The sequence below is a fragment of the Modestobacter sp. SYSU DS0290 genome, assembly GCF_054050955.1.
The window spans coordinates 62,711-87,203 of sequence record NZ_JBJHAI010000007.1; the positions used below are offsets into that span (position 1 = coordinate 62,711).

The following is a 24,493-nucleotide window of genomic DNA, read 5'->3' on the forward strand; positions in this document are numbered from 1 at the left end:
GCGGCGGGTTTCCGGACCGGCCGGCCGGGCATCCGCCCAGGCATGACCGAGAGCGCGCAGCAGCACACCAGTGAGCCCGCCGAGGGCGGCGACCCCGCCGTCGACCAGGAGGGCGGTCGCACGCCGCACCCCGACGAGCCCGCCGAGGGCTCGGAGGCGGCGGCCGAGGAGGGCCTGGACCCCGAGAACCGCGTCACCGGCGCCTGACCCGGGCGCGACTGGCCCGGCGACCGCCGGGTCAGTCGCGCGTCGGCCGGTCCCCGGCCGGGTCCCCACCCTCGGGAGAGGGTGCCCCGGGCTCGCGGAGCGGCTCTCCCGGCGCGGGGGACGGCGCCGGGTCCGGCGCCCGCGGCGCGCGGCGCGGCGGCGCGGTCGGCGGACGGACGGACGAGGTGCGGTCCCGGGACACCGGCACGGCGACCTCCTCGGGCACGGCCGCCCGGCGGGTCCGGACGACGCCGGGTCCATGATCCCCGCCACCTCCGGGGCACCGAGCTCGACCGTGATCAGCACGTGGGTGATACTGGGTCTGAGATTCATTCCCATCAGGCATCCACGTGAGGACCCGTCGTGCCCCGCCCTGCCCTGTTCCGCCGCCCCGCACTCGCCGCGCTGGCCGCCACCGCGACGCTGACCCTGGCCGCCTGCGGCAGCTCCGGTGGCGCCGGCACCACGACCAGCGAGGCGGACGCGGACAACTGCCCCGGCGAGGTGCTCGACGTCGTCGTCTCGGTGAGCCAGTGGGGTGACATCGTCGAGCAGCTGGGCGGCGACTGCACCACCGTCACCACCGTGCTCGCCTCCGCGGCCGTCGACCCGCACGACTACGAGGCCACCTCCGCCGACATCGCGGCGTTCACCGACGCCGAGCTCGTGGTGCTCAACGGCGCCGACTACGACCACTGGGCCGCCGACGCCGTCGCCGCCCTCGACTCCGACCCGGCGATCGTCGACGCGGCCGAGGTCGTGGGGATCGAGACCGAGGAACACGCGGCGGACGAGCACGCCGAGGACGAGCACGCCGCTGGCGAGGAGCACGCGGGCGAGGAGGGCCACGGCCACGGCGGGGTCAACCCGCACCTCTGGTACTCCCCGGAGCACGTGCAGGACGTCGCCGCCGCGGTGACCGAGGAGCTCAGCGCGCTGTCGCCCGACGCCGCCGACCACTTCGCCGAGCAGGCCGCGGCCTGGGAGGCCGAGCTGCAGCCCTACCTGGACGAGATCACCGCCCTGCAGTCCGCCGCCGCCGGGCGCAGCTACGCCGCCACGGAGAGCGTCTTCGAGTACACCGCCGAGGCGGTCGGCCTGACCGACGCCACCCCCGAGGGCTACCGGGCCGCGGCCAGCAACGAGGCCGAGCCGGCGCCCGGCGACGTCGCCGCCTTCGAGTCCGCGCTGTCGGACGGGTCGGTCGACGTGCTGGTCTACAACACCCAGACCGAGGGCAGCGTCCCCGAGCAGCTCCGCGCCACGGCCGAGGCGGCTGACGTGCCGGTCGTCGAGGTGACAGAGTCGGCACCGGACGGCGAGTCGTCGTTCGTCGACTGGCAGCTCTCCCAGCTGCAGCAGTTGTCCGACGCACTCGGTGGGGGTCAGTGACCGACATCCAGACAGCTGCCCCGGCCGTCGCGCCGCCACCGGCGCTCGTCCTCGACGACGTCTCGGTGGCGCGCGGCGGCCGGACGGTGTGGTCCGAGGGCTCGCTGACCGTGCCCACCGGCGCCGTCGTCGGGGTCATCGGCCCCAACGGCGCGGGCAAGACGACCCTGTTCCAGCTCGTCCTCGGGCTCCTGCCCCCGGCCACCGGCCGGGTCGAGGTGCTCGGCCGCACCCCGCGCCGGGGTGACCGCCGGATCGGCTACGTGCCGCAGAACTACACCGCCGCGCTGGGCGAGACCGTCCGCGCGCGGGACCTGGTCATGCTGGGCCTGACCGGCGGGCGCTTCGGGCTGCGCCGCGCCTCGGCCGCCGAGCGGGCGCGGGTGGACGAGGCCCTGGAGCGGGTCGGCGCCACCGGCTATGCGGACCGGCGGATGTCGGAGCTCTCCGGCGGCCAGCAGCAGCGGGTCGCCATCGCCCAGGCGATCGTCGACGACGCCCGGCTGCTGCTGCTCGACGAGCCGCTGGCCAACCTGGACCTGCGCAACCAGCACGAGGTCGTGACGCTGCTCGGCGAGCTCACCCGCTCCCGGCAGGTCACGATCATGGTGGTCGTGCACGACCTCAACCCGCTGCTCCCCGTGCTGACCGACGCCGTCTACCTGCTCGACGGGCATCCGCACCACGACCCGATCGACGCCGTCGTCACCGAGGACCTGCTCACCCACCTGTACGGCACCCCGGTCCGGGTGGTGCGCACCGCGCAGGGCGATCTCTTCACCCGGGGCGGTTGAACCGTGGTCACCTTCCAGGAGAACTGGCTGCAGGTGCTGCAGACCTCGTTCATGCAGCACGCGCTGATCGGCGGGTCGATGGTCGCCCTCACCGCGGGGCTGATGGGCTGGTTCGTCGTCACCCGGCAGAACGCCTTCGCCGCGCACGCGCTGGCCCACATCGGCTTCCCCGGCGCGACCGGCGCGATCCTCGTCGGCGCGCCGGTGACCCTGGGCCTGGCGGTGTTCTGCGTCGGCGGCGGGCTGCTGATCGGCCTGTTCGGCAAGCGCGTGGCCGAGCGGGAGGTCGCGACCGGCACGATCCTGGCCTTCGCCACCGGCCTCGGCGTGCTGTTCGCCTCGCTCGCCACCGCCAACGCCAGCCGCACCACCGCCGTCCTGTTCGGCAACCTGCTGGCGATCTCCGACGACCAGCTGTGGGTCTTCGGCGGCTTCACGCTCGTCGTCGTGGGCACGCTCGCGGCCATCGCCCGCCCGCTGGTGTTCTCCTCGGTCGACCCGGCGGTGGCCGAGGCGCGCGGGGTGCCGGTGCGCGCGCTGGGCGTGGCCTTCGTCGTCCTGCTCGCCCTCACCATCACCATGGCCGTGCAGGTGGTGGGCACCCTGCTGCTGTTCGCGCTCGTGGTCACCCCGGCCGCCGCAGCGCTGCGGATCACCGCGCGCCCCGGGATGGTCGCCACCCTCGCCGTGGCGATCGCGCTGGGCAGCGTCTGGCTGGGCCTGGTGCTCTCGGCGATGGTCAACCTGCCGCCGAGCTTCTTCGTCACCAGCCTCGCCGTCCTCACCTGGGCGGTCACCCTGCTCCTCACCCGGGACCGGACGCCCCGCCGGGCCACCGAGCCCCTGGTCGACCAGCCCCCGCTGGTCGTCGACCGCGCCGGCTGACCGGGCCCGCCCGCACCGGGCGGGTGATCGACATCTCAGCGCCTGAACGGGTTCTCCTCCCCCGCGGGCTGTTTTCCGCGGGCGGCTGCGGGGGAAGCTCGTGGTCATGCCGACCAACGACACCGACCAGCAGCGGATGGACCAGAACGCTCCCTCCGGAGCCGACGACGCGCGCGCCGAGCAGCAGCCGCTGGCCCGCATGCTGGCCAACCCACGCCGGGTCCGCCGCGCCTGACCGACCCGCCGCCGCGAACGGCGACGCCGTCGTCCCAGGAGCCTCACGGGACCCCTGACGTCCCGGCTGGTGCCCTGTGCCACGATGGCACTGCGTGAGCGCCTGAACACGTCGGCGTGCCGCGAACTGCTCCGTCACGAGGTGCTGCACGATCGCTGACGTGACTGCCGCAGCCCTCCCCCTGCACACGGCCGACGACGGTCCGACACCGGTCCGTCGTTCCCGCGCGGAGCGCGAGGAGATCGTCCTGGACACCGCCGAGCGCCTGTTCTCGGCGCGCAGCTCGCGCAGCGTGGGCATGGACGAGCTGGTCCGCGAGACCGGGCTGGGCAAGATGACGGTCTACCGGCTCTTCAAGAGCAAGGACGACCTGGTCGGGGCCTACCTGGCGCGCAAGGCGGCCACGGTGCTGTCCTACATCGACGCCGAGCTCATCCGGCTCGAGCACGACCCCCGGGCAGCGCTGCTGTCGGTGGTCGACGCGGTGGAGAAGGACGTCACCCGCACCGGCTTCCGCGGCTGCCCGTTCACCAACGTCAGCAGCGAGTACGACGACCCGCAGCACCCGGCCCGCAGCGCCGCCGCCGACTACAAGTTCGAGCTGCACATGCGCCTGGAGCGGCTGGCCGCGGAGGTGGTGCCCGGCGGTGGCGAGGACCTGGCCGCCCAGGTGCACCTGATCATCGACGGCATGTACCTCTCCGGCGGACTGCTGGGCCCCGACGGCCCGGCCTCGCACGGCCGCCGGCTCGCCGAGAAGCTGATCGACACCGCCGTCGGCGACGCCAGCGCCTGACGAGGTCCCCCACCCTGCCGCGGGGCCAGCGGGCGGGGTGGCGCGGGGACCCGCAGGATCGGTGCATGACCGACCGCACGCGCCCCGACCTCGACGACGACACCGTCACCGCGGTGGGCAAGCTCTCCGAGGCCCTCGAGGCCGTGGAGCACGCCCGCGGCATGCTCTACGGCTTCCACCAGCTCACCGGCCGCGCCGACCTGCTGCTGCAGGACGCCGTCGACCTCTTCCGCCAGGCCGGCCACGGCGAGTTCGCCGACGCCCTGGACCGCGACCTGGTGGGCCGCAACGTCATCGCCGACCGGTGGACCTTCCAGATCGTCGAGGACTACGACGCCAACTACTGGTCGTCCTTCCGCGACTTCGACCGGCAGGCCCGCGACCGGTTCACCGACGGCGACCGGCACGTCTTCGAGGCGCGGATGAAGCAGCGCGAGCGCACCCACGGGCACCCGCGGCACGAGGCCGGCCCGGTCCTCGACGCCGACCCGGCGGAGTCGTCGTGAGCAGCACCCCGGACGAGCCCACCCGCGACGTCGGCCCCCTCGGCAGCGCCGTCTCGCCGTCCCCGGGCGACGACGACGCCGACGGCATGGCCGGGCCGGTGAGCCCGCCACCGGAGACCGAACCCGACGCCCACCGGGACGACGCCGCAGGGGACGACTGACCCGAGCCCTCGCCCCGGGGCGAGGTCCTTGTGCTGGTCACCGGTCGGCCATAGCGTTTGTTACCCGCGGGTAGACCGCCCGTGCCGCCGGCCCTGCCCCCAGGAGCGCGTCACCGATGAGCCACTACACGGCCAACCTCCGCGACCTCGAGTTCAACCTCTTCGAGTTCCAGAGCACCAAGGACCGCTTCGGCACCGGGCCGTTCGAGCAGATGGACGCCGAGACCGCCCGAGGGGTGCTGGCGGAGGTCCGCCGGCTCGCCGAGGGGCCGCTCGCGGCCTCCTTCGCCGACGCCGACCGCAACCCGCCGGTCTTCGACCCGGCCACGCACTCGGTGACGCTGCCCGAGTCGTTCACGGAGTCGGTCCGCGCGCTGGAGGCCGGCGAGTGGTGGCGGCTGGACCTGCCGGAGGAGCTCGGCGGGTTCGGCGCACCGTTCAGCCTGCGCTGGGCCGCGTTCGAGATGATCCTCGGCGCCAACCCGGCGGTGTTCATGTACGGCTCGGGCGCGACGTTCGCGGCGATCCTGCACTCCCTCGGCACCCCGGACCAGCAGCGTCTCGCCGAGCTGATGATCGAGCACCTCTGGGGCGCCACGATGGTACTCACCGAGCCCGACGCGGGCTCCGACGTCGGCGCCGGGCGGGCCCGGGCGGTCGAGCAGCCCGACGGGTCCTGGCACATCACCGGCGTGAAGCGGTTCATCTCCTCGGCCGAGCACGACCTCAGCGACAACATCGTCCACCTGGTGCTGGCCCGCCCGGAGGGCGCCGGTCCGGGCACCAAGGGGCTGTCGCTGTTCGTCGTCCCCAAGTTCCACGTCGACCTGGCCACCGGTGAGCTGGGTGAGCGCAACGGCGTGTACGTCACCAACCTCGAGAAGAAGATGGGGCTGAAGGTCTCCACCACCTGCGAGCTGACCTTCGGGGAGGGCCCGGTCCCGGCCCAGGGCTGGCTGGTCGGCGGGGTGCACGACGGGATCGCCCAGATGTTCCGGGTCATCGAGTACGCCCGGATGTTCGTCGGCACCAAGGCGATCGCCACCCTGTCGGCGGGATACCAGGTGGCCCTCGCGTACGCCAAGGAGCGGGTGCAGGGGGCCGACCTCACCGCCACCTCCAAGGACGCCCCGCGGGTGCCCATCACCCACCACCCCGACGTCCGGCGCTCACTGATGCTGCAGAAGGCCCACGCCGAGGGCATGCGCGCGCTGTACCTGTACACCGCCACCTTCCGCGACCAGGTCATGGAGGCCCAGGCCGCCGGCACCACGGACAGCCCGGAGGCCGTGCTGGCGGCGAAGGTGAACGACCTGCTGCTGCCGGTGGTGAAGGGCTACGGCTCCGAGCGGGCCACCCAGCTGCTCACCAGCGAGTCGCTGCAGACCCTGGGCGGCTCGGGCTACCTGCAGGACTACCCGGTCGAGCAGTACATCCGGGACGCCAAGATCGACACCCTGTACGAGGGGACGACGGCGATCCAGGGCCAGGACTTGTTCTTCCGGAAGATCGTCCGGGACGGCGGGGTGGCGCTGACCTGGCTGGCCGAGCAGATCCAGGGCACCGTCACCGCCGAGGCCGGCAACGGCCGGCTCAAGGTGGAGCGGGCGCTGCTCGGCACCGCCCTGGGCGACGTGCAGGGCATGCTGACGGCGATGTTCGGCCAGCTCACCGCGGCGGACGAGGACCGCACGAAGCTGTACGAGGTCGGCCAGAACACCAGCCGGCTGCTGCTGGCGGTCGGCGACCTGGTCACCGGGTGGCTGCTGGTCCGGCAGTCGGAGGTGGCGCTGGCCGCGCTGGCCGGCGACGTGGGCGAGCGGGACCGGCACTTCTACGAGGGCAAGCTCGCCGCCACCCGGTTCTTCTGCACCCAGGTGCTGCCCAGGCTGAGCAGCGAGCGGTACGTCGTCGAGCAGACCGACAACGCGCTGATGGAGGTCGACGAGGCCGCGTTCTGAGCGGCGCGGTCGCGCACGAGAGCACCGGGCCCGAGTCCGGGATCGGCGCTTTCCCGCGCAACCGCATGGGCGGGGGGAGCGCTGGGCATGGCCGCAGGGACGACGCACCGAGGAGGACAGCGATGAGCCAGCCGCAGGGCAGCGACCGCATCCAGCAGGACGTGCCGACCGCATCGGGCACCGGCGACAACAGCAGCACCGGCACCGACTCCTTCGCCGACGTGCCACTGACGGCGGACGAGGCGATCGCCCGGGACTCCGCCTCCGACGACGAGCAGCCCGCGCGGACGCCGACCGAGCCGTCGCTGGCCCAGCGCGCCGACCCGTCCTGACCCGACCCGAGGAGACCCCATGACCGAGCCCAGCAACAGCGGTTACCACGACTCCCCCGCCACCTCCGACCCCGACGGCGACCTCGTCGACGGCACCCCCGGTCACGACCGCGGGGACGGCGGGGAGAAGGACACCGTGCTGCTCACCGACGACGCGGCCCAGCGGAACGACGAGCTGACCCGCCCGGGCAACTCCGCCGGCTAGGGCCCCCTGCCGCCGACCCCTCGCAGGGGCCCGCGCCGAGCCTGCGAGGCGGGGGGCCTTTCTCAGATCCAGCCGTGCCGGCGCGCGGCCTCCACGGCCGCGTGCCGGTTCGCCGCCCCCAGCTTGGCGGCGGCCGCCGACAGGTAGTTGCGCACCGTGCCCGGCGACAGGTGGGCCCGAACGGCGATCTCCTCGACGGGTGCGCCCCCGGCGGCGAGTTCGAGCACGTCGGCCTCCCGCGGGGTCAGCGGGCTGTCCCCGGCGCTGATCGCCTCCGCGGCGAGCTCCGGGTCGACGTAGCGGCCGCCCCGGTGGACGGTGCGCACCACCTCCAGCAGCACCGGGGCGCTCACCGTCTTGGGCAGGAACCCCCGGACGCCGGCCTCCAGGGCCCGCTTGAGGTGCCCCGGCCGCCCGTGCCCGGTCACGATCACCAGCCCGCAGCCGGGCACCACGGTGCGCAGCTCACCGGCCACGCTGATGCCGTCCCGGTCGGGCATCTGCAGGTCCAGCACTGCGACGTCCGGCGAGTGCGCCCGCGCCATGGCCACCGCCTCCGCGCCGGAGGAGGCCTGCGCGACCACCTCGACGTCGTCCTCCAGCCCCAGCAGCGCCGCGAACGCGGAGCGGACCAGGTTCTCGTCGTCGGCCAGCAGCACCCGGATCACGCGGCACCCCCGGTGGGCAGGGTGGCGGTGAGGGTGAAGCGGTCGCCGTCCCGCCCGGCCTGCAGCGCGCCGCCGGCGCCGGCCAGCCGCTCGCGCAGGCCCGTCAGGCCGTTGCCCGTGCCCGGCTCGCCGGAGACGCCGTCGTTGGTCACGGTCAGCCGCACCTCCCCGTCCCCTCGCTCCAGCGTGATCGTGCACTCAGCGGCGTCGCTGTGCCGCAGCACGTTGGTGACCGCCTCCCGCACCACCCAGCCCAGCGCGACCTGCACCGGCTCGGGCAGGCTCCCGGCGCCGTCCTCACCCTGCACGGCGCAGCCGACGCCGGCCGCGCGCAGCACCGACCGGGCCCCGGCGAGCTCGCCGGTGAGGTCGGTGCTGCGATAGCCGCGCACCACCTCCCGGACCTCCTTGAGCGACTCCTCGGCGATCCGGCTGATGTCGGCCACCTCCGCGGCGGCCTCCGGCCGGGAGCGGCGGACCAGCTCCCCGGCCAGCTGGCTCTTCACCGCGATCGCCGAGAGGTTGCGGCCCATGACGTCGTGCAGGTCGCGGGCGAACCGCAGCCGCTCCTCCGCGACCGCCAGCTGTAGCTGCACGCCGCGGGTGCGCTCCATCTCGAGCACCACGTCGAGCACCCACACGGAGAAGCGGAAGGCCAGGACGATGGCGTAGACCGTCAGGCCGAGCACGGCGGCCAGCGCGGCCGACGGGCCGATCGGCGCCCCCTCGACGAGCGCTGCGACACCGCCCAGCACCCCGATCACCGCGGCCGGGGCCGCGAGCCGGCGGGTGACCCAGATCGTCGAGCAGGCGGTGAGCACCATGCCGAGGGGCATCGCCAGCGACCACGGCGCCCCTTGGGTGTACTCCCCGTCGCCTGCGGACACCCAGAGCCCGGCGGCGCCGGCCGCCAGGGCAGCGCCGAAGGTGGCCAGGACGAGGAGCGGCGAGACCGCGCTGCCGTGCTGGTGTGCGCGCAGCCCGCGTGCGGCGAGCACGACGGCGAGGCCGGTCGTGAGCGCCGTGCCGGCGAGGTAGGCGACGACCGCGGCCCGGGAAGCCACCTCGGTCACCGAGCCCAGGACCGCGAAGGCGAACAGCGGCAGCCCGCCGCCGAGCCACGCGTGGAACGACCACCGGGTGTAGAGGTCGATCCGCTGGGGCGCCGTCCGGCTGCCCCACCAGCGCGAGACGGTCGGCACGGCGGTCATGCTGCCGTACCGGCCGATCCGCGCACCGCTCAACGGCACGGTGCTCAACGGCGAGGTGCTCAACGGCGAGGTGCTCACCGGCGAGGTGCCCACCGGAACCCCCGGGTGGCGGCCACCGTTCCGATCAGGAGCCAGCCGGCCAGCACGGCCAGCGGCAGCGGCGCGGCCGCCCAGGCGCCCGCGGCGTCCACGCGGTCGCCGTCCCAGGTGACGCCGGCCAGCCCCAGCTGCAGCAGCTCGATCACCGGGGTGACCGGCATCAGCCGGGCCACCAGGGCGACCGGCTCGGGGAAGACGCTGAGCGGGGTGATCAGGCCGGACAGCGCGGAGGTGACGACGACCAGCGGCAGGGTGGTGACCTGGGCGCTCTCGGCCGTGCGGGTGAAGCTGGTGCTCGCCGCCGCCAGCACGGTCATCAGCAGCGCACCGCCGAGCAGCGCGATCACGGGGAGGAGGAACTCGACCGGCGCGCTCCACTCGCCCAGCACCACCACGCCGACGGCGACCAGCGCGACCTGGCCGACCGTGACCAGCAGGGTGGGGACGGCGGTGCCGACGAGCACCTCCAGCCCGGTCAGCTCCCCGGTGCGCATGCGCTGCAGCACCATCTCCTCGCGCCGCGCGACGTAGGTGATCACCAGGTTGTAGTAGGTGACGAAGACCAGGGTCACGCCGACGGCGGTGACCAGCAGCTGGGGTCCCAGTGGGAGGTCGCCGTCGATGCCGAGCGCCGGGACAGCGGCCACCAGGAGCAGCGGCAGCAGGCCCGAGTTGGCGACGGCGGTCCGGTTGCGCAGGAACAGCCGCAGCTCACCGCGGGCCAGGGCGGCGACCCGACGCAGCCGGCTCGGGGCCGTCGCGGTCGGCGGTGCAGGGGCGTGGGTGGTGGTCATGGCGGGGGTCCTCTCGGCTGGGTGGGTCACGCGGACGGGGTGCGGGCCTCGGCGGCCACGGCCAGGAAGGCCTGCTCCAGCGAGGCGGCCCGGGCCTCCAGCGCGCGCAGCACGACGCCGTGCCCGGCGGCCCAGGCCAGCAGCTCGACCAGCACCGGCTGCAGCGCGCGGGTGTGCCACTCGACCCGCGGCCGCTCCGTGATGACGTGGGCGGCGGCCGGCCGGGGCGGCTCGGGGGCGTCGTCGTCGAGGGTGAACCGGATGGTGGCCGGCTGGGTCTCGGCGATCTCCTCCTGGGTGCCGGAGAGCACGATCCGGCCGGCGCGCAGGATCGCGATCCGGTCGGCGAGCTCCTCGGCCTCCTCCAGGTGATGGGTGGTGAGCACGACCGCGGCGCCGTCGGCGACCAGACCGCGGACCAGCCCCCACACCTGGCGCCGGCTCTCCGGGTCCAGCCCGGTGGTCGGCTCGTCGAGGACGACGACCCGTGGTCGGCCCAGCAGCGCGAGCGCCAGGTCCAGCCGCCGTCGCTCCCCGCCGGAGAGGCTGCGCACCCGGACGTCGGCACGGTCGCTCAGCTGCACCTGGGCGAGCGCTTCGGACACCGGCCGCGGAGCGCTGAGCGTGCCCGCCCAGGTGCGCAGCGTCTCGGCCACGGTCAGGTCGCCGGGCAGGCCGCTGGACTGGAGCAGCACGCCCAGGTGCGGCCGGACCCGGGCCCGCTCGCGCATCGGGTCGGCGCCCAGCACCCGCACCGCACCGCCGCCGGGCGGGGCCAGGCCCTCGAGCACCTCCAGCGCGGAGGTCTTGCCCGCGCCGTTGACGCCGAGCAGGGCGAACACCTCGCCGGGCTGCACCTCGAAGGAGATGCCGCGCACCGCCTCGAAGTCGCCGTAGCTGCGGCGCAGGTCGGTGACCTCGATGGCCGGGGCCGCCGTCGGTGCGGTGGACGGGGACCGGGTTGTGGTGGCGTGCACGTCGACCTCCTCGGTGCGCCGCCGGCCACCGTCGGGCCGGGCTCTCGGACGCACCCCTGACGGTGCCGCCGGGAACGGCCGCGCACAGGTGCGTGCCGTCACCGGCTGCGGCCGCCGGCTCACCGGCCACCCATGACACGTGTCAGGGGTGGCCGGTGGGCCGACCTACCCTGGGCCGGTGCCCCCGCTGCTCGACACCGCGCCGACGGTGCTGCCCGAGCAGGAGTGGCGCGCCCGGGAGGCGGCGCACCGGGCACGGCTGGACACCTGGCTGGCGCCGCACGCCGAGCGCCGGCGGGCCGGGGTCGCGCACCCGGTGCTGGACTTCCTCTTCACCTACTACTCCGAGCCACCCGGCCGGCTGCGCCGCTGGCACCCCGGCGTGGGCACGGTGCTCAGCGGGGAGGCCGCGCGCGAACGGCTGGCCTGGCCGTTCTACGCGGCGACCGCCGACGGCGTCGGGCTGGACCTGCCGGCGTTCCTGGCCAAGCGGCGCACCGCGGTGGGGTGGATCGAGGGGCTGCTCGGCGGCACCGCCTCCCGCCCCGGCCAGTTCGGCTGCTTCGGGCTGCACGAGTGGGCGATGCTCTACCGCCCCGAGGACGGCGAGGTGCGCCACCCGCTGCCCCTGCGGCTGGGCCAGGCGGGCACCGACGCGGTGGTCGACTCGCACCGGGTGCAGTGCAGCCACATCGACGCCTACCGCTTCTTCACCCGCGCCGGGGCGCCGCGGAACACCCTGCGGCCCACCCGCGAGACCCAGCCCGCGATGGACCAGCCCGGCTGCCTGCACGCGACGATGGACCTCTACAAGTGGGCGTACAAGCTCAGCCCCGCCGTCCCGGGGGAGCTGCTGGCCGACTGCTTCGCGCTCGCCGCCGACGTGCGGGAGCTGGACATGCGTGCCTCGCCCTACGACCTGACCGCGCACGGGTACCCCCCGGTGACGATCGAGACGCCGGAGGGCAAGGCCGAGTACGTCGCCGCCCAGCGCGGCTTCGCCGCCCGCGGCGCGGTGCTGCGCGAGCGACTGCTGGCCGTCTGCCGGGAGCTGCTGGACGCGGCGTGACGTCGTACGGTCGGCGGGTGACCTCCACTCGCACCGACCGCTGGCTGCACCTGGACGGGACGACGAACACCCGTGACCTCGGTGGCCTGCCCACCGTCGACGGCGGGACGACGGCGTTCGGCCGGGTGCTGCGCAGCGACAACCTGCAGACCCTCAGCGAGGCCGACGTCCGCACCCTGGTGGAGGAGGTGGGGCTGACCGAGGTGATCGACCTGCGGACCACCGCGGAGATCCTGATGGAGGGCCGCGGCCCGCTGCGCGACGTCGACGCGGTCACCCACCGGCACTTCACGCTGCTGCCCGAGCGCGGTGTGCGCACCGACGTCTTCGCCGCCGAGGAGGACGACGCGGAGATCCGCGCCCAGCTGCCGGCCGACTGGGCGGAGTCGGTGCTGCCCCGCCAGGCAGCGCCCGGCGACGAGGGTGAGCCGCCCGCCGTCCGCTCCTACCTGGGCTACCTGACCGACAGCGCCGACAACGTGCTGGCCGCGCTGCGGGCGCTGACCGCCGGCCGGGGCGCGGCGGTGGTGCACTGCGCGGCCGGCAAGGACCGCACCGGGGTGGTGTCAGCGCTGGCGCTGGCGGTCGCCGGGGTCACCCGGGAGGCGATCATCGCCGACTACGCGCAGACCGCGGAGATCATCGAGGCGCTGGTCGCCAAGCTGCGGCAGAGCCCGACCTACCAGGTGGACATGAGCACCCGCGACGTCGCCAGCCACACCCCGCGGGCCGAGACGATGCGCCGGGTGCTGGAGCTGGTCGACCAGCGGTGGGGCGGCCCGATCGGCTGGCTGGAGCAGCACGGCTTCGGCGCCGAGGAACAAGCCGCTCTCCGCGCCCGCCTCCGCGACTAGGGACGGCGACCGGCCCGGACAGCAGACGACCCCGGCTCCGACGACGGAGTCCGGGGTCTGCTGCGTTCCTGCGTCCGGCCCCCTCACAGGGCCCCGCCGCGAGCTCGCGAGTGGTGGGGGGTGAGGGGGTCCTTCGTCAGCGGAGGTTGCTGAACTGGCTGCTGTTGGCCAGGGTCAGCAGCTCATCGCGCATCGCCGGGCTGCTGGTGCGGGCGACGGCGGCGTCGAGGGCGCGTCGCGTACGCGCCGCCTGCCGACGCTGCCGCCAGCTGGAGGTCACGCTGCTCATGGTGCTGCCTTCTCTCAGTGGTGTTCCGTGGGTGTTACGCCCGTATTAAAGCAGGCGGACTGCCGTGTATTCCATCGGAAACAAGGCCGTGTCGCCGAAGTCGCCGACGATTCACTCATCCGTAGGGGGGAGGGCCGTAGATCCGTCACTCTCCGGCCATCTCGCGACCGGTCACTGAACGCACAGAGGCCCCGCCGGTCAGTGACCGACGGGGCCCGTGAGCGACGTTGGGCGCTATGCGGAGGCGAGGACCTCGCGCACCGCGGCCCGCGCCGACTGCGGGTCGGCGGCGGCGAGCGCCACCTCGGCCGCCCGCTGACAGGTGGCCAGGTCGACCGTCGCCAGCCGGCCGCCCACCCCCGCGATGGACGAGGAGGCGCAGGACAGCGAGGAGATCCCCATCCCGACCAGGACGCACGCCAGCACGGCGTCGGCGGCGGCCTCGCCGCACACCCCGACCGGCTTGCCGGCGCGCTGCCCGGCGGCGGCCGTGGCCTGCACCAGGGCCAGCAGCGCGGGCTGCCACGGGTCGGTCAGGTCGGCCAGGTCGGCGGAGAGCCGGTCGGCGGCCAGCGTGTACTGGGACAGGTCGTTGGTGCCGATGGACAGGAAGTCCAGGTGCTCGAGGAACCGGTCGGCCAGCACGGCGACCGAGGGGACCTCGACCATCACGCCGGGCGACATGCCCCGCTCCCGCACCTGGGCGGCGAAGTCCGCGGCCTCGGCGACGGTGGCCACCATGGGTGCCATCACCCACGGGCTGGTGCCGGTGCGCTGGGCCGCCTGGGCGATCGCGTCGAGCTGCCGGGTGAGCATGCCCGGGTCGCGCCGGGCGGTGCGCACGCCGCGGACACCGAGCGCCGGGTTCGCCTCGTCCGGCGGGGTGGCGAAGGGCAGCGGCTTGTCCGAGCCGGCGTCGAGCGTTCGGATGACCACCTTGCCGCCGGGGAAGGCCTCGAGCACGCCGGCGTAGATGTCGGCCTGCTCCTCGACGCTGGGCTCCTCGGTGCGGCCGAAGAAGGCCAGCTCGGTGCGGAGCAGCCCGACGCCCTCGGCGTGGGCCCCGAGAGCGGTACGGGCGCCGGCGCCGTCCTGCACGTTGGCGAGCACCTGCACCCGGTGCCCGTCCCGGGTGGCGCCCGGGCCGCGGTAGCCGGCCAGCGCGGCCGCGACCTGCTGGGCCTCGTGCACCCGGGCCTCGGCCTCAGCCGGGTCCGGCGCGACGGTCACCGTCCCCTGGTCGCCGTCGACCAGGACGGTGGCCCCCTCGGGCACGTCGCCGAGCCCGCCCACGGCCACGACGCAGGGCAGCCCGAGCTGCCGGGCGATGATCGCGGTGTGGCTGGTCGCGCCGCCCAGGCGGGTGGCCAGCGCGATGATCCTGCTGGTGTCCAGCCCGGCGGTGTCGGCCGGGGCGAGGTCGTCGGCGAGCAGCACCGACGGCGTCTCCGGCGCGGGCACCCCCGGCTCCCCCTGGCCGGTCAGCTCGGCCACGATGCGGTTGCGGACGTCGCGGATGTCGGTGACCCGCTCGGCCATGATCCCGCCGAGGCCGGTGAACAGCTCGATGAACTGCTCGGCCGCACCGACGGTGGCCACCGGCGCGGTGGCGCCGTCGCCGATGCGCTGCTCGACGGCAGAGAGCAGGCCGCGGTCCCGGGCCAGCTGCGCGGTCGTGTTGAGCACCTCGGCGCTCACGCCGGTCGCCGCGGCGGCGCGCGCGGCCAGCCGCTCGGCCACCGCCTCGGCTGCCGCGCTGAACCGGTCCTTCTCGGCCGCGCGCCGGTCCTCGGCCACCCAGGGCCCCGCCGTCTCCGGCAGCTGCACCTCCCCGACCGGGCGCACCACGGGCCCGACGGCGACCCCGGGCACCACGGGGGTGCCCGTCAGCACGGCCGGCGCCGTCAGGTCGGCCGGGTGGATCCCGGTTCCGGTGGGGGAGGAGGACATCGGGGCCTACCTGTCTGCTCGGGCCTGTGGGCGCGGGGTGGGGGTCCGGCGCGCAGCAACACTGGTGCGTCCGGTGACCAGGGTCACCACAAAGCCTTGACTTGTCAACTAATCCCACGTAGAACAACACGAACAAAGCACGGTTCCCACGCAATCGGACATCCGAGGCTGTCGGACCCGGACCCGCAGGACCCAGAGCAGCGCTGCCCCGGGAGGTGGACGTGTACGCCGAGGAACGACAGCAGGCCATCGCCGGGCTCGTCACCCAGCGCGGCCGCGTGGCGGTCACCGCGGTCGCCGAGCACTTCGGGGTGACCACCGAGACCGTCCGCCGGGACCTCGCCGTCCTCGAACGCGCGGGGATGCTACGCCGGGTCCACGGCGGGGCCGTGCCCGTGGGCGCCCTCGCCGTCGTCGAGCCGGGTCTGGGCGAGCGGCGGAGCACCCGCACCGACGCCAAGCGCCGGATCGCCACCGCCGCGCTCTCCCTCCTGCCGCCCGCCAACGGCAGCGCGATCCTCGACGGCGGCAGCTCCACCGCCGCCCTCGCCGAGCTGCTGCCGCCCGACCGTGCGCTGGTGGTGGCCACCAACTCGGTCCCGATCGCCGCCCGGCTGGCCGCCGCTCCAGCGGTCACCCTGCACGTGCTGGGCGGCCGGGTCCGCGGCATCACCCAGTCGGCCGTCGGGGAGTCGACCGTGGGCGCCCTCACCGACCTGCGCGCCGACGTCGTCTTCCTCGGCACCAACGGGATCAGCGCCGGGCACGGCTTCTCCACCCCCGACGAGGCCGAGGCGGCCGTCAAGCGCGCGATGACCCGCGCAGCCCAGCGGGTGGTCGTGCTCGGCGACAGCAGCAAGCTCGGCCGCGAGCACCTGGTTCGCTTCGCGGCCGTCGAGGACGTCGACGTCCTGGTCACCGACGACGAGGCCGACCCGGCCGTCGTCGCCGAACTCGAGGTGCAGGGAGTCGAGGTGCTCGTCGCATGAGGACGCACGCCACACCGGGCGGGCGAGTGGTCACGCTGACCGCCAACCCCAGCCTGGACCGGACGCTCGCCCTGCCCGGCCCGCTGGAGCGCAGCACGGTGACGCGGCTGGGCGGCAGCTCCACCGAGCCCGGCGGCAAGGGGGTGAACGTCGCCCGCGCGGTCGCCGCCGCGGGGGCCGACGTCGTCGCGGTGCTCCCCGCGGCCGACGACGACCCGCTGGTCGGCGCACTGCAGGCGCTGGGCCTGCCGCTGGCGACCGTGCCGGTCAGCGCCCCGGTGCGCACCAACTACACGCTCACCGAGCCCGACGGCACGACCACGAAGCTCAACGAGCGGGGCGCCCCGCTCGACGACGCGGCGCTGGCCGCCCTGCAGGCCGCGCTGCTCGAGCACGCCCGCACGGCCAGCTGGGTCGTGCTCTCCGGGTCGGTGCCGCCCGGCGTGCCGGTGGACTGGTACGCCACCCTGGTCCGCATGCTGCGCGGCACCGGCGCACGGATCGCCGTCGACACCTCCGAGGCGCCGCTGCTGGCGCTGCTCGCCGCCGGCCCGGACGCCGCCCCCGACCTGCTCAAGCCCAACACCGAGGAGCTGGCCCAGCTCGCCGGCCTCCCCGAGGCCGCGGTCGCGGACGACCCGGACGCCGCCCTGGCCGCCGTCGCCACGCTCCACCGGCGCGGCGTCGCCGAGGTGCTGCTCACCCTCGGCGCCGACGGCGCGGTGCTCTCCACCGCCGACGGGGCGCTGTGGTCGGCGCGTCCGCCGCGGGTCGCCGTCCGCAGCACGGTCGGCGCCGGCGACTGCAGCCTGGCCGGCTACGTGCTGGCCGACCTGGCCGGCGAGGAGCCGGCCGAGCGGTTGCGCACCGCGGTCGCCTACGGCACGGCCAGCGCGGCACTGCCCGGCTCGGCGGTGCCGGCGCCGGCGCAGGTCGACCGCGCGGCCGTCTCCGTCACACCCGGCCTGCCCGGCCACCCAGACCCTGCCGCGGCCGCTCCGGCCACCGGCGCCCACTGACCCGGGGAACGACCATGCCGCCACTTGGAGAAGCACCATGCCCGCACTGATCACGACCGACCTGGTGGCGCTCGACGCCGACCTCGGTCCCGACAAGAGCGCCGTCGTGCACCGCCTGGCCGAGCTCGTCGCCGCGGCCGGCCGGGCCACCGGCGCCGACGCACTGGCCGGCGATGCGCTGGCCCGGGAGGCCAAGGCGGCCACCGGGCTGCCCGGCGGCATCGCCATCCCGCACTGCCGCTCCGCGGCCGTCACCCAGGCGTCGCTGGCGTTCGCCCGGCTCTCCCCGCCGGTCGACTTCGGCGCCCCGGACGGGCCGGCCGACCTGGCCTTCCTCATCGCGGCACCCGAGCACGGCGACGCCGACCACCTGACGCTGCTCACCGCGCTGGCCCGGGCCCTGGTGCGCCCGGAGTTCACCGCGGCGCTGCGCGCGGCCCGGACGCCGGAGGAGGTGGTCGGGCTGGTGCAGGACGTCGTCTCCCCCGCCGAGACCCCGGCCGCCGCCGCGCCCGCGCCGCAGACCCCGGCACCGGCCGCGCCGCAGGGGGCCCGGCGCAGCATCGTGGCCGTCAGCGCCTGCCCGACCGGCATCGCGCACACCTACATGGCCGCCGACAAGCTGACCACTGCCGCCCGCGAGCTCGGCGTCGACCTGCACGTGGAGACCCAGGGCTCGTCGGGCTCGACCCCGCTGGACCCGGCGGTCATCCGGGACGCCGATGCCGCCATCTTCGCCGTCGACGTGGGCGTCAAGGACCGGGACCGCTTCGCCGGCAAGCCGCTGGTGCAGTCGGGCACCAAGCGGGCGATCAACGAGCCCGAGGCGATGATCCGCGAGGCGCTGGCCGCCGCCGACGACCCGAACGCCCGCCGGGTGCCGGGCACCGCCGCCGACGGCGCCACCCCCGCCTCGACGGGGGACCGGCCGGGCGTGGGGTCGGAGATCCGCCGCTGGCTGCTGACCGGCGTCAGCTACATGATCCCGTTCGTCGCGGCCGGCGGCCTGCTGATCGCGCTGGGCTTCCTGTTCGGCGGCTACCAGATCGTCAACGCCGACCCGGCCACCGACGGCGCGCAGAGCTACGCGCTGAACTGGGCGCTGAACAACACCTTCTTCGACCTGCCCACCGCCGCACCGCTCGAGGGCCTCAACGACGGGCTGCTCGGGTACCTGGGCGCGTTGTGCACGGTGCTCGGCCAGGCGGCGTTCGGCTTCCTGGTCCCGGCGCTGGCCGGCTACATCGCGTACGCCATCGCCGACCGGCCGGGCATCGTCCCCGGCTTCGTCGTCGGCGCGGTCTCGCTGACCGTGGGCGCCGGCTTCCTCGGGGGCCTGGTCGGCGGCATCATCGCCGGCTTCGCCGCGCTGTGGATCAGCCGCTGGAGGCTCCCGGCCTTCGCCCGCGGCCTCCAGCCGGTGGTGATCATCCCGCTGCTGGCCACGCTCATCTCCAGCGGGCTGATGCTGGTGGTGCTCGGGCAGCCCCTGGCCTGGGCGCTGGAGTCGCTGGGCGACTTCCTCAACGGCCTGACCGGCGCCGCGACCATCGTGCTGGGGATCATCCTCGGCCTGATGATGTGCTTCGACCTCGGTGGCCCGGTGAACAAGGCGGCCTACGTCTTCGCCACCACCGGGCTGACCGCGGCCATCGCCGGCGAGGGCGGCCAGCAGCAGCTGGTCATCATGGCCACCGTAATGGCCGCCGGGATGGTGCCGCCGCTGGCGATGGCGCTGTCCAGCACGGTCCTGCGCCCGCGGCTGTACACCCCGGCCGAGCGGGACAACGGGAAGGCGGCGTGGCTGCTGGGGGCGTCGTTCATCTCCGAGGGGGCCATCCCGTTCGCCGCGGTCGACCCGCTGCGGGTGATCCCGTCGATGATGCTCGGTGGCGCCACCACCGGCGCGATCGTCGCCGGCCTCGGCCTGGAGCTGCAGGCCCCGCACGGCGGGTTCTTCGTCTGGTTCGCGATGAGCAACTTCTGGCTGTTCCTGCTCGCGGTCGTCGCGGGCGCGATCGTCGGCGGCGTCGCGGTCACCATCGCCAAGAGCATCGGCCGGAAGCCCACCGAGGGTGCGCCCGGCGCCGACCTGACGTCCGACGTGGCCGGTGGCCCCGGTGCCGGGAACGCCCCGGCGCAGCCCGCGGTCACCCGACCGGCACACTGACCACCAGGACCCCGACCTCAGAAGGCAGGCACCGATGCCCTCCAAGACAGTGACCGTCGGCTCCGCCGTCGGCCTGCACGCCCGCCCGGCGGCGCTCATCGCCGAGGCCGTCACCAAGTCCGGGGTGCCGGTCACCCTGGCCGGCCCCGGGGGCAACCCCGTCGACGCCGGGTCGCCGCTGATGATCATGACCCTCGGCGCCAAGCAGGGCACCGAGGTCACCGTCAGCAGCGACGACGAGGCGGTGCTCGACCGGATCGCCGGCATGGTCGCCAGCGACCTCGACGCCGACTGAAGGACCCCTCTGCACGTCACGACGGCGCCCGCCCCCTCGACCGAGGGGGCGGGCGCCGTCGTCGTCCCGGCTCGCAGCCGGGTTCCGTCCGTCAGCCCTCGCGCGGGACATCACCGCGCCAGGCACCGGTCTCGGTGCCACGGCTCTCGATGAACTCCTTGAAGCGCTTCACGTCGGCGGTGATCTGCCGGTCGTCGACGCCGACCGCGGCACCGACCTTCTCCACGACGCCCTGCGGCTCCCAGTCCAGCTGGACCATCACCCGGGTCGTGTTGTCGCTGATCTTGTGGAAGGTGACCACGCCGGCGTGCTTGGCCTCGCCGTCGGTGCTCTTCCAGGCCACCCGCTCGTCGGGGTGCTGCTCGGTGATCTCGGCGTCGAACTCCCGCTCCACGCCACCGATCTTGGTGACCCAGTGGGTGTGCCGGTCGTCGAGCTGGGTGATCCGCTCGACCCCGTTCATGAACTGCGGGAAGGACTCGAACTGCGTCCACTGGTCGTAGGCCTGCCGGATCGGCACGTCCACGTCGATCGACTTCTCCACGTTCGCCATGGGGAGCCTCCTCTGCTCGGGGGTCTCGTACGTCCAGCAGCCCCCTACCCGACGGCGCCCGCCGGGTACACGCCCGGTGACCGGGCGCACCCGTTCCGCTGGACTCCTGCGGTGATCACCTCGGGCTGGTGGGTGCCACGCGAGGCCGGAGACCCCGGCCAGCCCGATCTCGCGACGCCGCCTACGCGCGAGGCAGGAGCAGCCCGACCGCCGCGCCTGCCTCGTCCCGGGTGACCAGCACGGCCAGCCCGGTCAGGACGCAGAGCACCGCCCCGGCACCCGCGGCCGGTCCGATGCGGCGCCACAGGAGCAGGGTCGGCACCCCCAGCGGCTCCCGCAGCTCCTCGACCCGAGCGGCACCACCGCTCCCCGTCCTGCTCATCGTCCAGTTCCTCCCGGGCCGGTCACCGCGACACCGGCCGGCGCCGCTGTCCGGGCGCACCGAAGCAGCACAGCGGGGTCTTGTCCAGGATCAGCGGGACGCGAGGACGGCGGCGGCGACGCTGCCGGCGACCGGGGCCTCGCGCAGCAGCAGCATCTGCGCGAGGTGGTAGGCGTCGGGCTTGCCGGCCCAGGTGACCTCGGCGACCACGCCCTCGGGGGTCAGTTCGTGGTGCCAGCTGCCCACCGCCTCGTCCAGGAACAGCCGCTCGCCCAGCTCCTCCCAGCGGTGCTGCAGGGTCGCCGTCCGCGGATCGCCGGTGACGGCGAACCGGACCGCCGCCGCCGCGATCGCCTCGCAGAGCACCCAGTGCATCCGGGCGACCACCACCGGCCGGTCGGACCAGTCGAGCGTGTACGGGAAGCCCGGGTGCCCGTCGGCGGCCCAGCCGCGCTCGACCGCCGCGGTGAACAGCCCGTCGGCGTCGGTGCGCAGCCAGCCCGGGGCGTGCTCGCCGAGCGCGGCCGCCAGGTGCCAGCAGAGCCGGGCCCACTCGAACTGGTGCCCGATCGTCACCCCGTACGGCCGGAACGGGTCGGCCGGCCGGTCCCGGTTCAGCTCCGGCAGCGGCTCCCAGTCCGCCGTGAAGTGCTCGGGCAGCCGCCAGTCCCGCTCCCGCGTCCAGCCGTGCACGACCCGCTCGGTCGCCCGCAGCGCGTGCGTGCGCAGCCGGGCGGTGGCGCCCGGGTCGCTGCCGGCCAGCGCGTCGGCGGCGGCGAGCATCGCCTCCACCCCGTGCATGTTGGCGTTGGCGCCCCGGTAGTCCTCGGCCGAGGCCCAGGTCCGGTCGAAGGACTCCCGGGCCAGGCCCGCCTCGTCGTCCCAGAACCGCTGCTCCCAGACGCCCAGCGCCTCGTCGAGCAGCTCGCGGCCGCCGGCGATCCCCGCGGTGCTGGCCGTCGCCCCGGCGAGCACCGCGAAAGCGTGCACGTAGGCGGCCTTGGTGTCGTCGTCGGCGGCGGAGAGCCAGCCGCCGTGCTCGGCGTCGTGCAGCGGCCCGGTCCGCAACGCGGCGACGCCGTGGGCCGCCAGCTCGTCCGCGCCGGCGTGCCCGAGCAGCGAGGCGAGCGCGAAGACGTGGGTCATCCGGGCGGTGATCCAGGTCTGCAGCGGGCGGTCGGGCAGGACGGCGCCGTCCCCGCCCTGCCACCCGAACCCGCCGGGCACGCGGGAACGCGCCGCGAAGGACAGCAACCGGTCCAGTGAGGTCACTGGTGCACGCTATCGCTGCCGAGCGGCCCGGCCGGAGTTCAGAAGGTGAGGGCGGTGCCGGGGTCGTGCAGCAGCGCGCCGACGTCGGCGAGGAACCGCGACCCCAGCTCGCCGTCGATCACCCGGTGGTCGAACGACAGCGCCAGCGTGGTCACCTGCCGTGGCACGACCTTGCCCTTGTGCACCCAGGGCATGGCCCGGACGGCACCGAACGCGAGGATCGCCGACTCGCCGGGGTTGAGGATCGGGGTGCCGGTGTCGACGCCGAACACCCCGACGTTGGTGATGGTGATGGTGCCGCCGGTCATGTCCGCCGGGGGCGTGCGGCCGGCGCGCGCGGTGGCGGTGAGCTCGCTCAGCGCCCCGGCCAGCTCCGGCAGCGACAGCCGGCCGGCGTCCTTGATGTTGGGGACGACCAGCCCACGCGGCGTCGCGGCGGCGATGCCCAGGTTGACCTGGGACTTCACCACGATCTCCTGCGCCGCCTCGTCCCAGCTGCTGTTCACCATCGGGTGCCGGCCGACGGCCAGCAGCAGCGCCTTCGCGACGAACAGCAGCGGGCTGACCTTCACCCCGGCGAGCTCCGGGCGGGCGGCCAGCCGCTCGCGCAGCTTCATCGTGCGGGTGACGTCGACGGTGAGGAACTCGGTGACGTGCGGCGCGGTGAACGCGCTGCTCACCATGGCCGCCGCGGTGGCCTTGCGCACGCCCTTGATCGGGATCCGGGTCTCCGCCAGCACCGTCTCGGTGCGCGCGGTGGCCACGCCGGCCGGCCGGTCGGCGGCGGCGCGCGCCGCGTCGACGTCGGCGCGGGTGATCACCCCGCCGTCCCCGGTGCCGGTGATCGAGGCCAGGTCGATACCCAGGTCCTTGGCGTACTTGCGGACCGGCGGCTTGGCCAGCGGCCGGAGCGCGCCGGCACCCGGCGTGGCCGCGAGCGCGGGGGCCGCGGCGGCGGCACGGTCGGCCTGCGCCTCGGCGGCCCGGCCGGCCTCCAGCCCGCCGTGCCGCACCGGCTTGACGGTGGTGTCGGGAGCGGTGGCGAGCAGCGGCGGGCGGTCCGCACCGGAGCCGTGGTCGGCCTCCGCCGGGACGGCGCTCCGGCGGGGGCGCCGGCGCGGCTCGGTGGTGCGCGGGCCGTAGCCCACCAGGACGGCGGTGCGCTCCTCGGCGGCCGGGGCGGCCGCAGTGGCGCCGTCCGCGGGGGCGCCGGTGTCGATGGTGATGATCGGCGCGCCGACGTCGACCGTCGTCCCGACCTCGTGCAGCAGCTCGACGACGGTGCCGGCGAAGGGCGAGGGCAGCTCGACGGCGGCCTTGGCCGTCTCGACCTCGCACAGCGGCTGGTTGACCGCCACGGTGTCGCCCACCGCGACCAGCCAGGACAGGATCTCGCCCTCGGTGAGCCCTTCGCCGACGTCGGGCAGCCGGAACTGACGCAGCTCGGCCATCAGAACCCCATCGCCCGGTCGACCGCGTCCAGCACCCGGTCGAGGTCGGGGAGGTAGTCCTCCTCGAGCTTCGACGGCGGGTAGGGGGTGTCGTAACCGCCCACCCGCAGCACCGGCGCCTCCAGGGAGTGGAAGCAGGTCTCGGTGACCCGGGCGGCGATCTCCGCGCCGAGACCCAGCGTCAGCGGCGCCTCGTGCACGACGACGCACCGCCCGGTGCGGCGCACGGAGGCGTACACCGGCTCCAGGTCCAGCGGGGACAGGGTGCGCAGGTCGACCACCTCCAGCGAGCGGCCCTCCTCGGCGGCGGCGTCCGCGGCCTGCAGCGCCGTCTTCACCATCGGCCCGTAGGCCAGCACCGTGACGTCGTCGCCGCCGCGGACGACGCGGGAGGCGAACAGCGGCGCCGGCGCCCCGTCGAGGTCGACCTGCCCCTTCTCCCAGTACCGCCGCTTGGGCTCGAGGAAGACGATCGGGTCGGGGTGGGCGACCGCCTGCTGGATGCCCCAGTAGGCGTCGGCCGGGGTGCTGATGCTGACGACCTTCAGCCCGGCGGTGTGCGCGAAGTACGCCTCGGGGCTCTCGCTGTGGTGCTCCACCGCGCCGATGCCACCGCCGAACGGGATCCGGATGACGATCGGCATCGGGAGCCGGCCCTTCGAGCGGGCGTGCAGCTTGGCGACCTGGGTGACGATCTGGTTGTAGGCCGGGAAGACGAACCCGTCGAACTGGATCTCGCAGACCGGCCGGTAGCCGCGCATCGCCAGCCCCACCGCGGTGCCGAGGATGCCGGCCTCGGCCAGCGGGGTGTCGACGACCCGGTCCTCGCCGAAGTCCTTCTGCAGGCCGTCGGTGATCCGGAAGACCCCGCCCAGGCGGCCGATGTCCTCGCCCATGAGCACGACCTTCGCGTCGTCCTCCATCGCCCGGCGCAGACCGAGGTTGAGCGCCTTGCCGATGGTCAGCGTCTCGCTCAT

28 protein-coding genes are annotated in these 24,493 nt (G+C 74.9%); 17 read left to right on the forward strand and 11 right to left on the reverse strand.

The window, feature by feature from the left end; genetic code table 11:
- Positions 1–42 precede the first annotated feature (42 nt).
- From ACI795_RS08480 to ACI795_RS08530, 11 genes are all read left to right on the forward strand, one after another.
- Positions 43–207 carry a hypothetical protein gene (locus tag ACI795_RS08480; RefSeq protein WP_457075037.1) on the forward strand — a complete coding sequence of 55 codons (165 nt, stop codon included), beginning with the start codon at positions 43–45 and terminating at the stop codon, positions 205–207.
- Between the two features lie 363 nt (positions 208–570).
- Entirely contained in the window at positions 571–1,599 is a 1,029-nt protein-coding gene (locus tag ACI795_RS08485) for a metal ABC transporter solute-binding protein, Zn/Mn family (protein ID WP_457075038.1), read from the forward strand.
- Positions 1,596–2,393 carry a metal ABC transporter ATP-binding protein gene (locus ACI795_RS08490; protein ID WP_457075039.1) on the forward strand — a complete coding sequence of 266 codons (798 nt, stop codon included), beginning with the start codon at positions 1,596–1,598 and terminating at the stop codon, positions 2,391–2,393. The genes ACI795_RS08485 and ACI795_RS08490 overlap by 4 nt, the downstream gene beginning before the upstream one ends.
- Before the next feature lie 3 nt (positions 2,394–2,396).
- Positions 2,397–3,278 carry a metal ABC transporter permease gene (locus ACI795_RS08495; RefSeq protein ID WP_457075040.1) on the forward strand — a complete coding sequence of 294 codons (882 nt, stop codon included), beginning with the start codon at positions 2,397–2,399 and terminating at the stop codon, positions 3,276–3,278.
- A 106-nt stretch (positions 3,279–3,384) separates the two neighbouring features.
- Complete coding sequence (locus ACI795_RS08500) at positions 3,385–3,513, forward strand: hypothetical protein (protein WP_457075041.1); 129 nt, start codon at positions 3,385–3,387, stop codon at positions 3,511–3,513.
- A 160-nt stretch (positions 3,514–3,673) separates the two neighbouring features.
- Positions 3,674–4,309, forward strand: coding sequence for a TetR/AcrR family transcriptional regulator (locus tag ACI795_RS08505; protein ID WP_457075042.1), 636 nt, complete (start codon positions 3,674–3,676; stop codon positions 4,307–4,309).
- Between the two features lie 65 nt (positions 4,310–4,374).
- Entirely contained in the window at positions 4,375–4,815 is a 441-nt protein-coding gene (locus ACI795_RS08510; RefSeq protein WP_457075043.1) for a hypothetical protein, read from the forward strand.
- The gene (locus ACI795_RS08515) at positions 4,812–4,976 is read left to right on the forward strand and encodes a hypothetical protein (RefSeq protein WP_457075044.1); all 165 of its coding nucleotides are present in this window, start codon (positions 4,812–4,814) and stop codon (positions 4,974–4,976) included. The genes ACI795_RS08510 and ACI795_RS08515 overlap by 4 nt, the downstream gene beginning before the upstream one ends.
- Positions 4,977–5,092: 116 nt before the next feature.
- On the forward strand, positions 5,093–6,937 hold the full coding sequence (locus ACI795_RS08520) for an acyl-CoA dehydrogenase (protein WP_457075046.1): 1,845 nt from the start codon (positions 5,093–5,095) through the stop codon (positions 6,935–6,937).
- Positions 6,938–7,059: 122 nt separating this feature from the next.
- Complete coding sequence (locus tag ACI795_RS08525) at positions 7,060–7,269, forward strand: hypothetical protein (RefSeq protein WP_457075047.1); 210 nt, start codon at positions 7,060–7,062, stop codon at positions 7,267–7,269.
- 19 nt (positions 7,270–7,288) lie between these two features.
- Positions 7,289–7,474: a hypothetical protein gene (locus tag ACI795_RS08530; RefSeq protein WP_457075048.1), complete on the forward strand. Its 186-nt coding sequence runs from the start codon at positions 7,289–7,291 to the stop codon at positions 7,472–7,474.
- 62 nt (positions 7,475–7,536) lie between these two features.
- Here ACI795_RS08530 and ACI795_RS08535 read toward each other — a convergent pair whose 3' ends face one another.
- The 4 genes from ACI795_RS08535 to ACI795_RS08550 are packed head-to-tail and all read right to left on the reverse strand — an operon-like array spanning position 7,537 to position 11,223.
- Positions 7,537–8,142 (reverse strand): response regulator, encoded by a 606-nt coding sequence (locus ACI795_RS08535; protein WP_457075049.1) that lies wholly within the window; start codon positions 8,140–8,142, stop codon positions 7,537–7,539.
- On the reverse strand, positions 8,139–9,431 hold the full coding sequence (locus ACI795_RS08540; RefSeq protein WP_457075051.1) for a sensor histidine kinase: 1,293 nt from the start codon (positions 9,429–9,431) through the stop codon (positions 8,139–8,141). Before ACI795_RS08540 ends, ACI795_RS08535 begins: the two co-directional genes overlap by 4 nt.
- Positions 9,428–10,246 carry an ABC transporter permease gene (locus tag ACI795_RS08545; protein WP_457075053.1) on the reverse strand — a complete coding sequence of 273 codons (819 nt, stop codon included), beginning with the start codon at positions 10,244–10,246 and terminating at the stop codon, positions 9,428–9,430. Before ACI795_RS08545 ends, ACI795_RS08540 begins: the two co-directional genes overlap by 4 nt.
- 26 nt (positions 10,247–10,272) lie before the next feature.
- Entirely contained in the window at positions 10,273–11,223 is a 951-nt protein-coding gene (locus ACI795_RS08550) for an ABC transporter ATP-binding protein (RefSeq protein WP_457075054.1), read from the reverse strand.
- A 178-nt stretch (positions 11,224–11,401) separates the two neighbouring features.
- Here ACI795_RS08550 and ACI795_RS08555 point away from each other — a divergent pair, with 178 nt between their 5' ends.
- Both ACI795_RS08555 and ACI795_RS08560 read left to right on the forward strand, forming a co-directional pair.
- Positions 11,402–12,292: a 3-methyladenine DNA glycosylase gene (locus ACI795_RS08555; RefSeq protein WP_457075055.1), complete on the forward strand. Its 891-nt coding sequence runs from the start codon at positions 11,402–11,404 to the stop codon at positions 12,290–12,292.
- A 17-nt stretch (positions 12,293–12,309) separates the two neighbouring features.
- Positions 12,310–13,146, forward strand: a complete 837-nt coding sequence (locus tag ACI795_RS08560; protein WP_457075056.1) for a tyrosine-protein phosphatase — start codon at positions 12,310–12,312, stop codon at positions 13,144–13,146.
- A gap of 136 nt (positions 13,147–13,282) precedes the next feature.
- Here ACI795_RS08560 and ACI795_RS08565 read toward each other — a convergent pair whose 3' ends face one another.
- On the reverse strand, positions 13,283–13,435 hold the full coding sequence (locus ACI795_RS08565; RefSeq protein ID WP_457075057.1) for a hypothetical protein: 153 nt from the start codon (positions 13,433–13,435) through the stop codon (positions 13,283–13,285).
- A gap of 234 nt (positions 13,436–13,669) precedes the next feature.
- Complete coding sequence (locus tag ACI795_RS08570) at positions 13,670–15,385, reverse strand: phosphoenolpyruvate--protein phosphotransferase (protein ID WP_457075058.1); 1,716 nt, start codon at positions 15,383–15,385, stop codon at positions 13,670–13,672.
- 221 nt (positions 15,386–15,606) lie between these two features.
- Here ACI795_RS08570 and ACI795_RS08575 point away from each other — a divergent pair, with 221 nt between their 5' ends.
- From ACI795_RS08575 to ACI795_RS08590, 4 genes are read left to right on the forward strand one after another with little or no spacing between them, the layout of a single operon-like run.
- The gene (locus ACI795_RS08575) at positions 15,607–16,374 is read left to right on the forward strand and encodes a DeoR/GlpR family DNA-binding transcription regulator (protein ID WP_457075060.1); all 768 of its coding nucleotides are present in this window, start codon (positions 15,607–15,609) and stop codon (positions 16,372–16,374) included.
- A complete protein-coding gene (locus ACI795_RS08580) occupies positions 16,371–17,393 on the forward strand; it encodes a 1-phosphofructokinase family hexose kinase (protein WP_457075062.1) in 1,023 nt (340 codons plus the stop codon). The genes ACI795_RS08575 and ACI795_RS08580 overlap by 4 nt, the downstream gene beginning before the upstream one ends.
- A 37-nt stretch (positions 17,394–17,430) precedes the next feature.
- Positions 17,431–19,563, forward strand: coding sequence for a PTS fructose transporter subunit IIABC (locus tag ACI795_RS08585; protein ID WP_457075063.1), 2,133 nt, complete (start codon positions 17,431–17,433; stop codon positions 19,561–19,563).
- 34 nt (positions 19,564–19,597) lie between these two features.
- Complete coding sequence (locus tag ACI795_RS08590) at positions 19,598–19,858, forward strand: HPr family phosphocarrier protein (protein WP_457075064.1); 261 nt, start codon at positions 19,598–19,600, stop codon at positions 19,856–19,858.
- A 91-nt stretch (positions 19,859–19,949) separates the two neighbouring features.
- On the opposite strand, the gene ACI795_RS08595 is transcribed toward ACI795_RS08590, so the two are convergent.
- The 5 genes from ACI795_RS08595 to ACI795_RS08615 form a co-directional block, all read right to left on the reverse strand.
- Positions 19,950–20,411, reverse strand: coding sequence for an SRPBCC family protein (locus ACI795_RS08595; protein ID WP_457075065.1), 462 nt, complete (start codon positions 20,409–20,411; stop codon positions 19,950–19,952).
- Between the two features lie 181 nt (positions 20,412–20,592).
- Positions 20,593–20,793: a hypothetical protein gene (locus ACI795_RS08600; RefSeq protein ID WP_457075067.1), complete on the reverse strand. Its 201-nt coding sequence runs from the start codon at positions 20,791–20,793 to the stop codon at positions 20,593–20,595.
- A 90-nt stretch (positions 20,794–20,883) separates the two neighbouring features.
- Positions 20,884–22,065, reverse strand: coding sequence for an AGE family epimerase/isomerase (locus tag ACI795_RS08605; RefSeq protein WP_457075069.1), 1,182 nt, complete (start codon positions 22,063–22,065; stop codon positions 20,884–20,886).
- 38 nt (positions 22,066–22,103) lie between these two features.
- Entirely contained in the window at positions 22,104–23,516 is a 1,413-nt protein-coding gene (locus tag ACI795_RS08610; RefSeq protein WP_457075070.1) for a dihydrolipoamide acetyltransferase family protein, read from the reverse strand.
- On the reverse strand, positions 23,516–24,493 hold the full coding sequence (locus ACI795_RS08615) for an alpha-ketoacid dehydrogenase subunit beta (protein WP_457075071.1): 978 nt from the start codon (positions 24,491–24,493) through the stop codon (positions 23,516–23,518). The genes ACI795_RS08610 and ACI795_RS08615 overlap by 1 nt, the downstream gene beginning before the upstream one ends.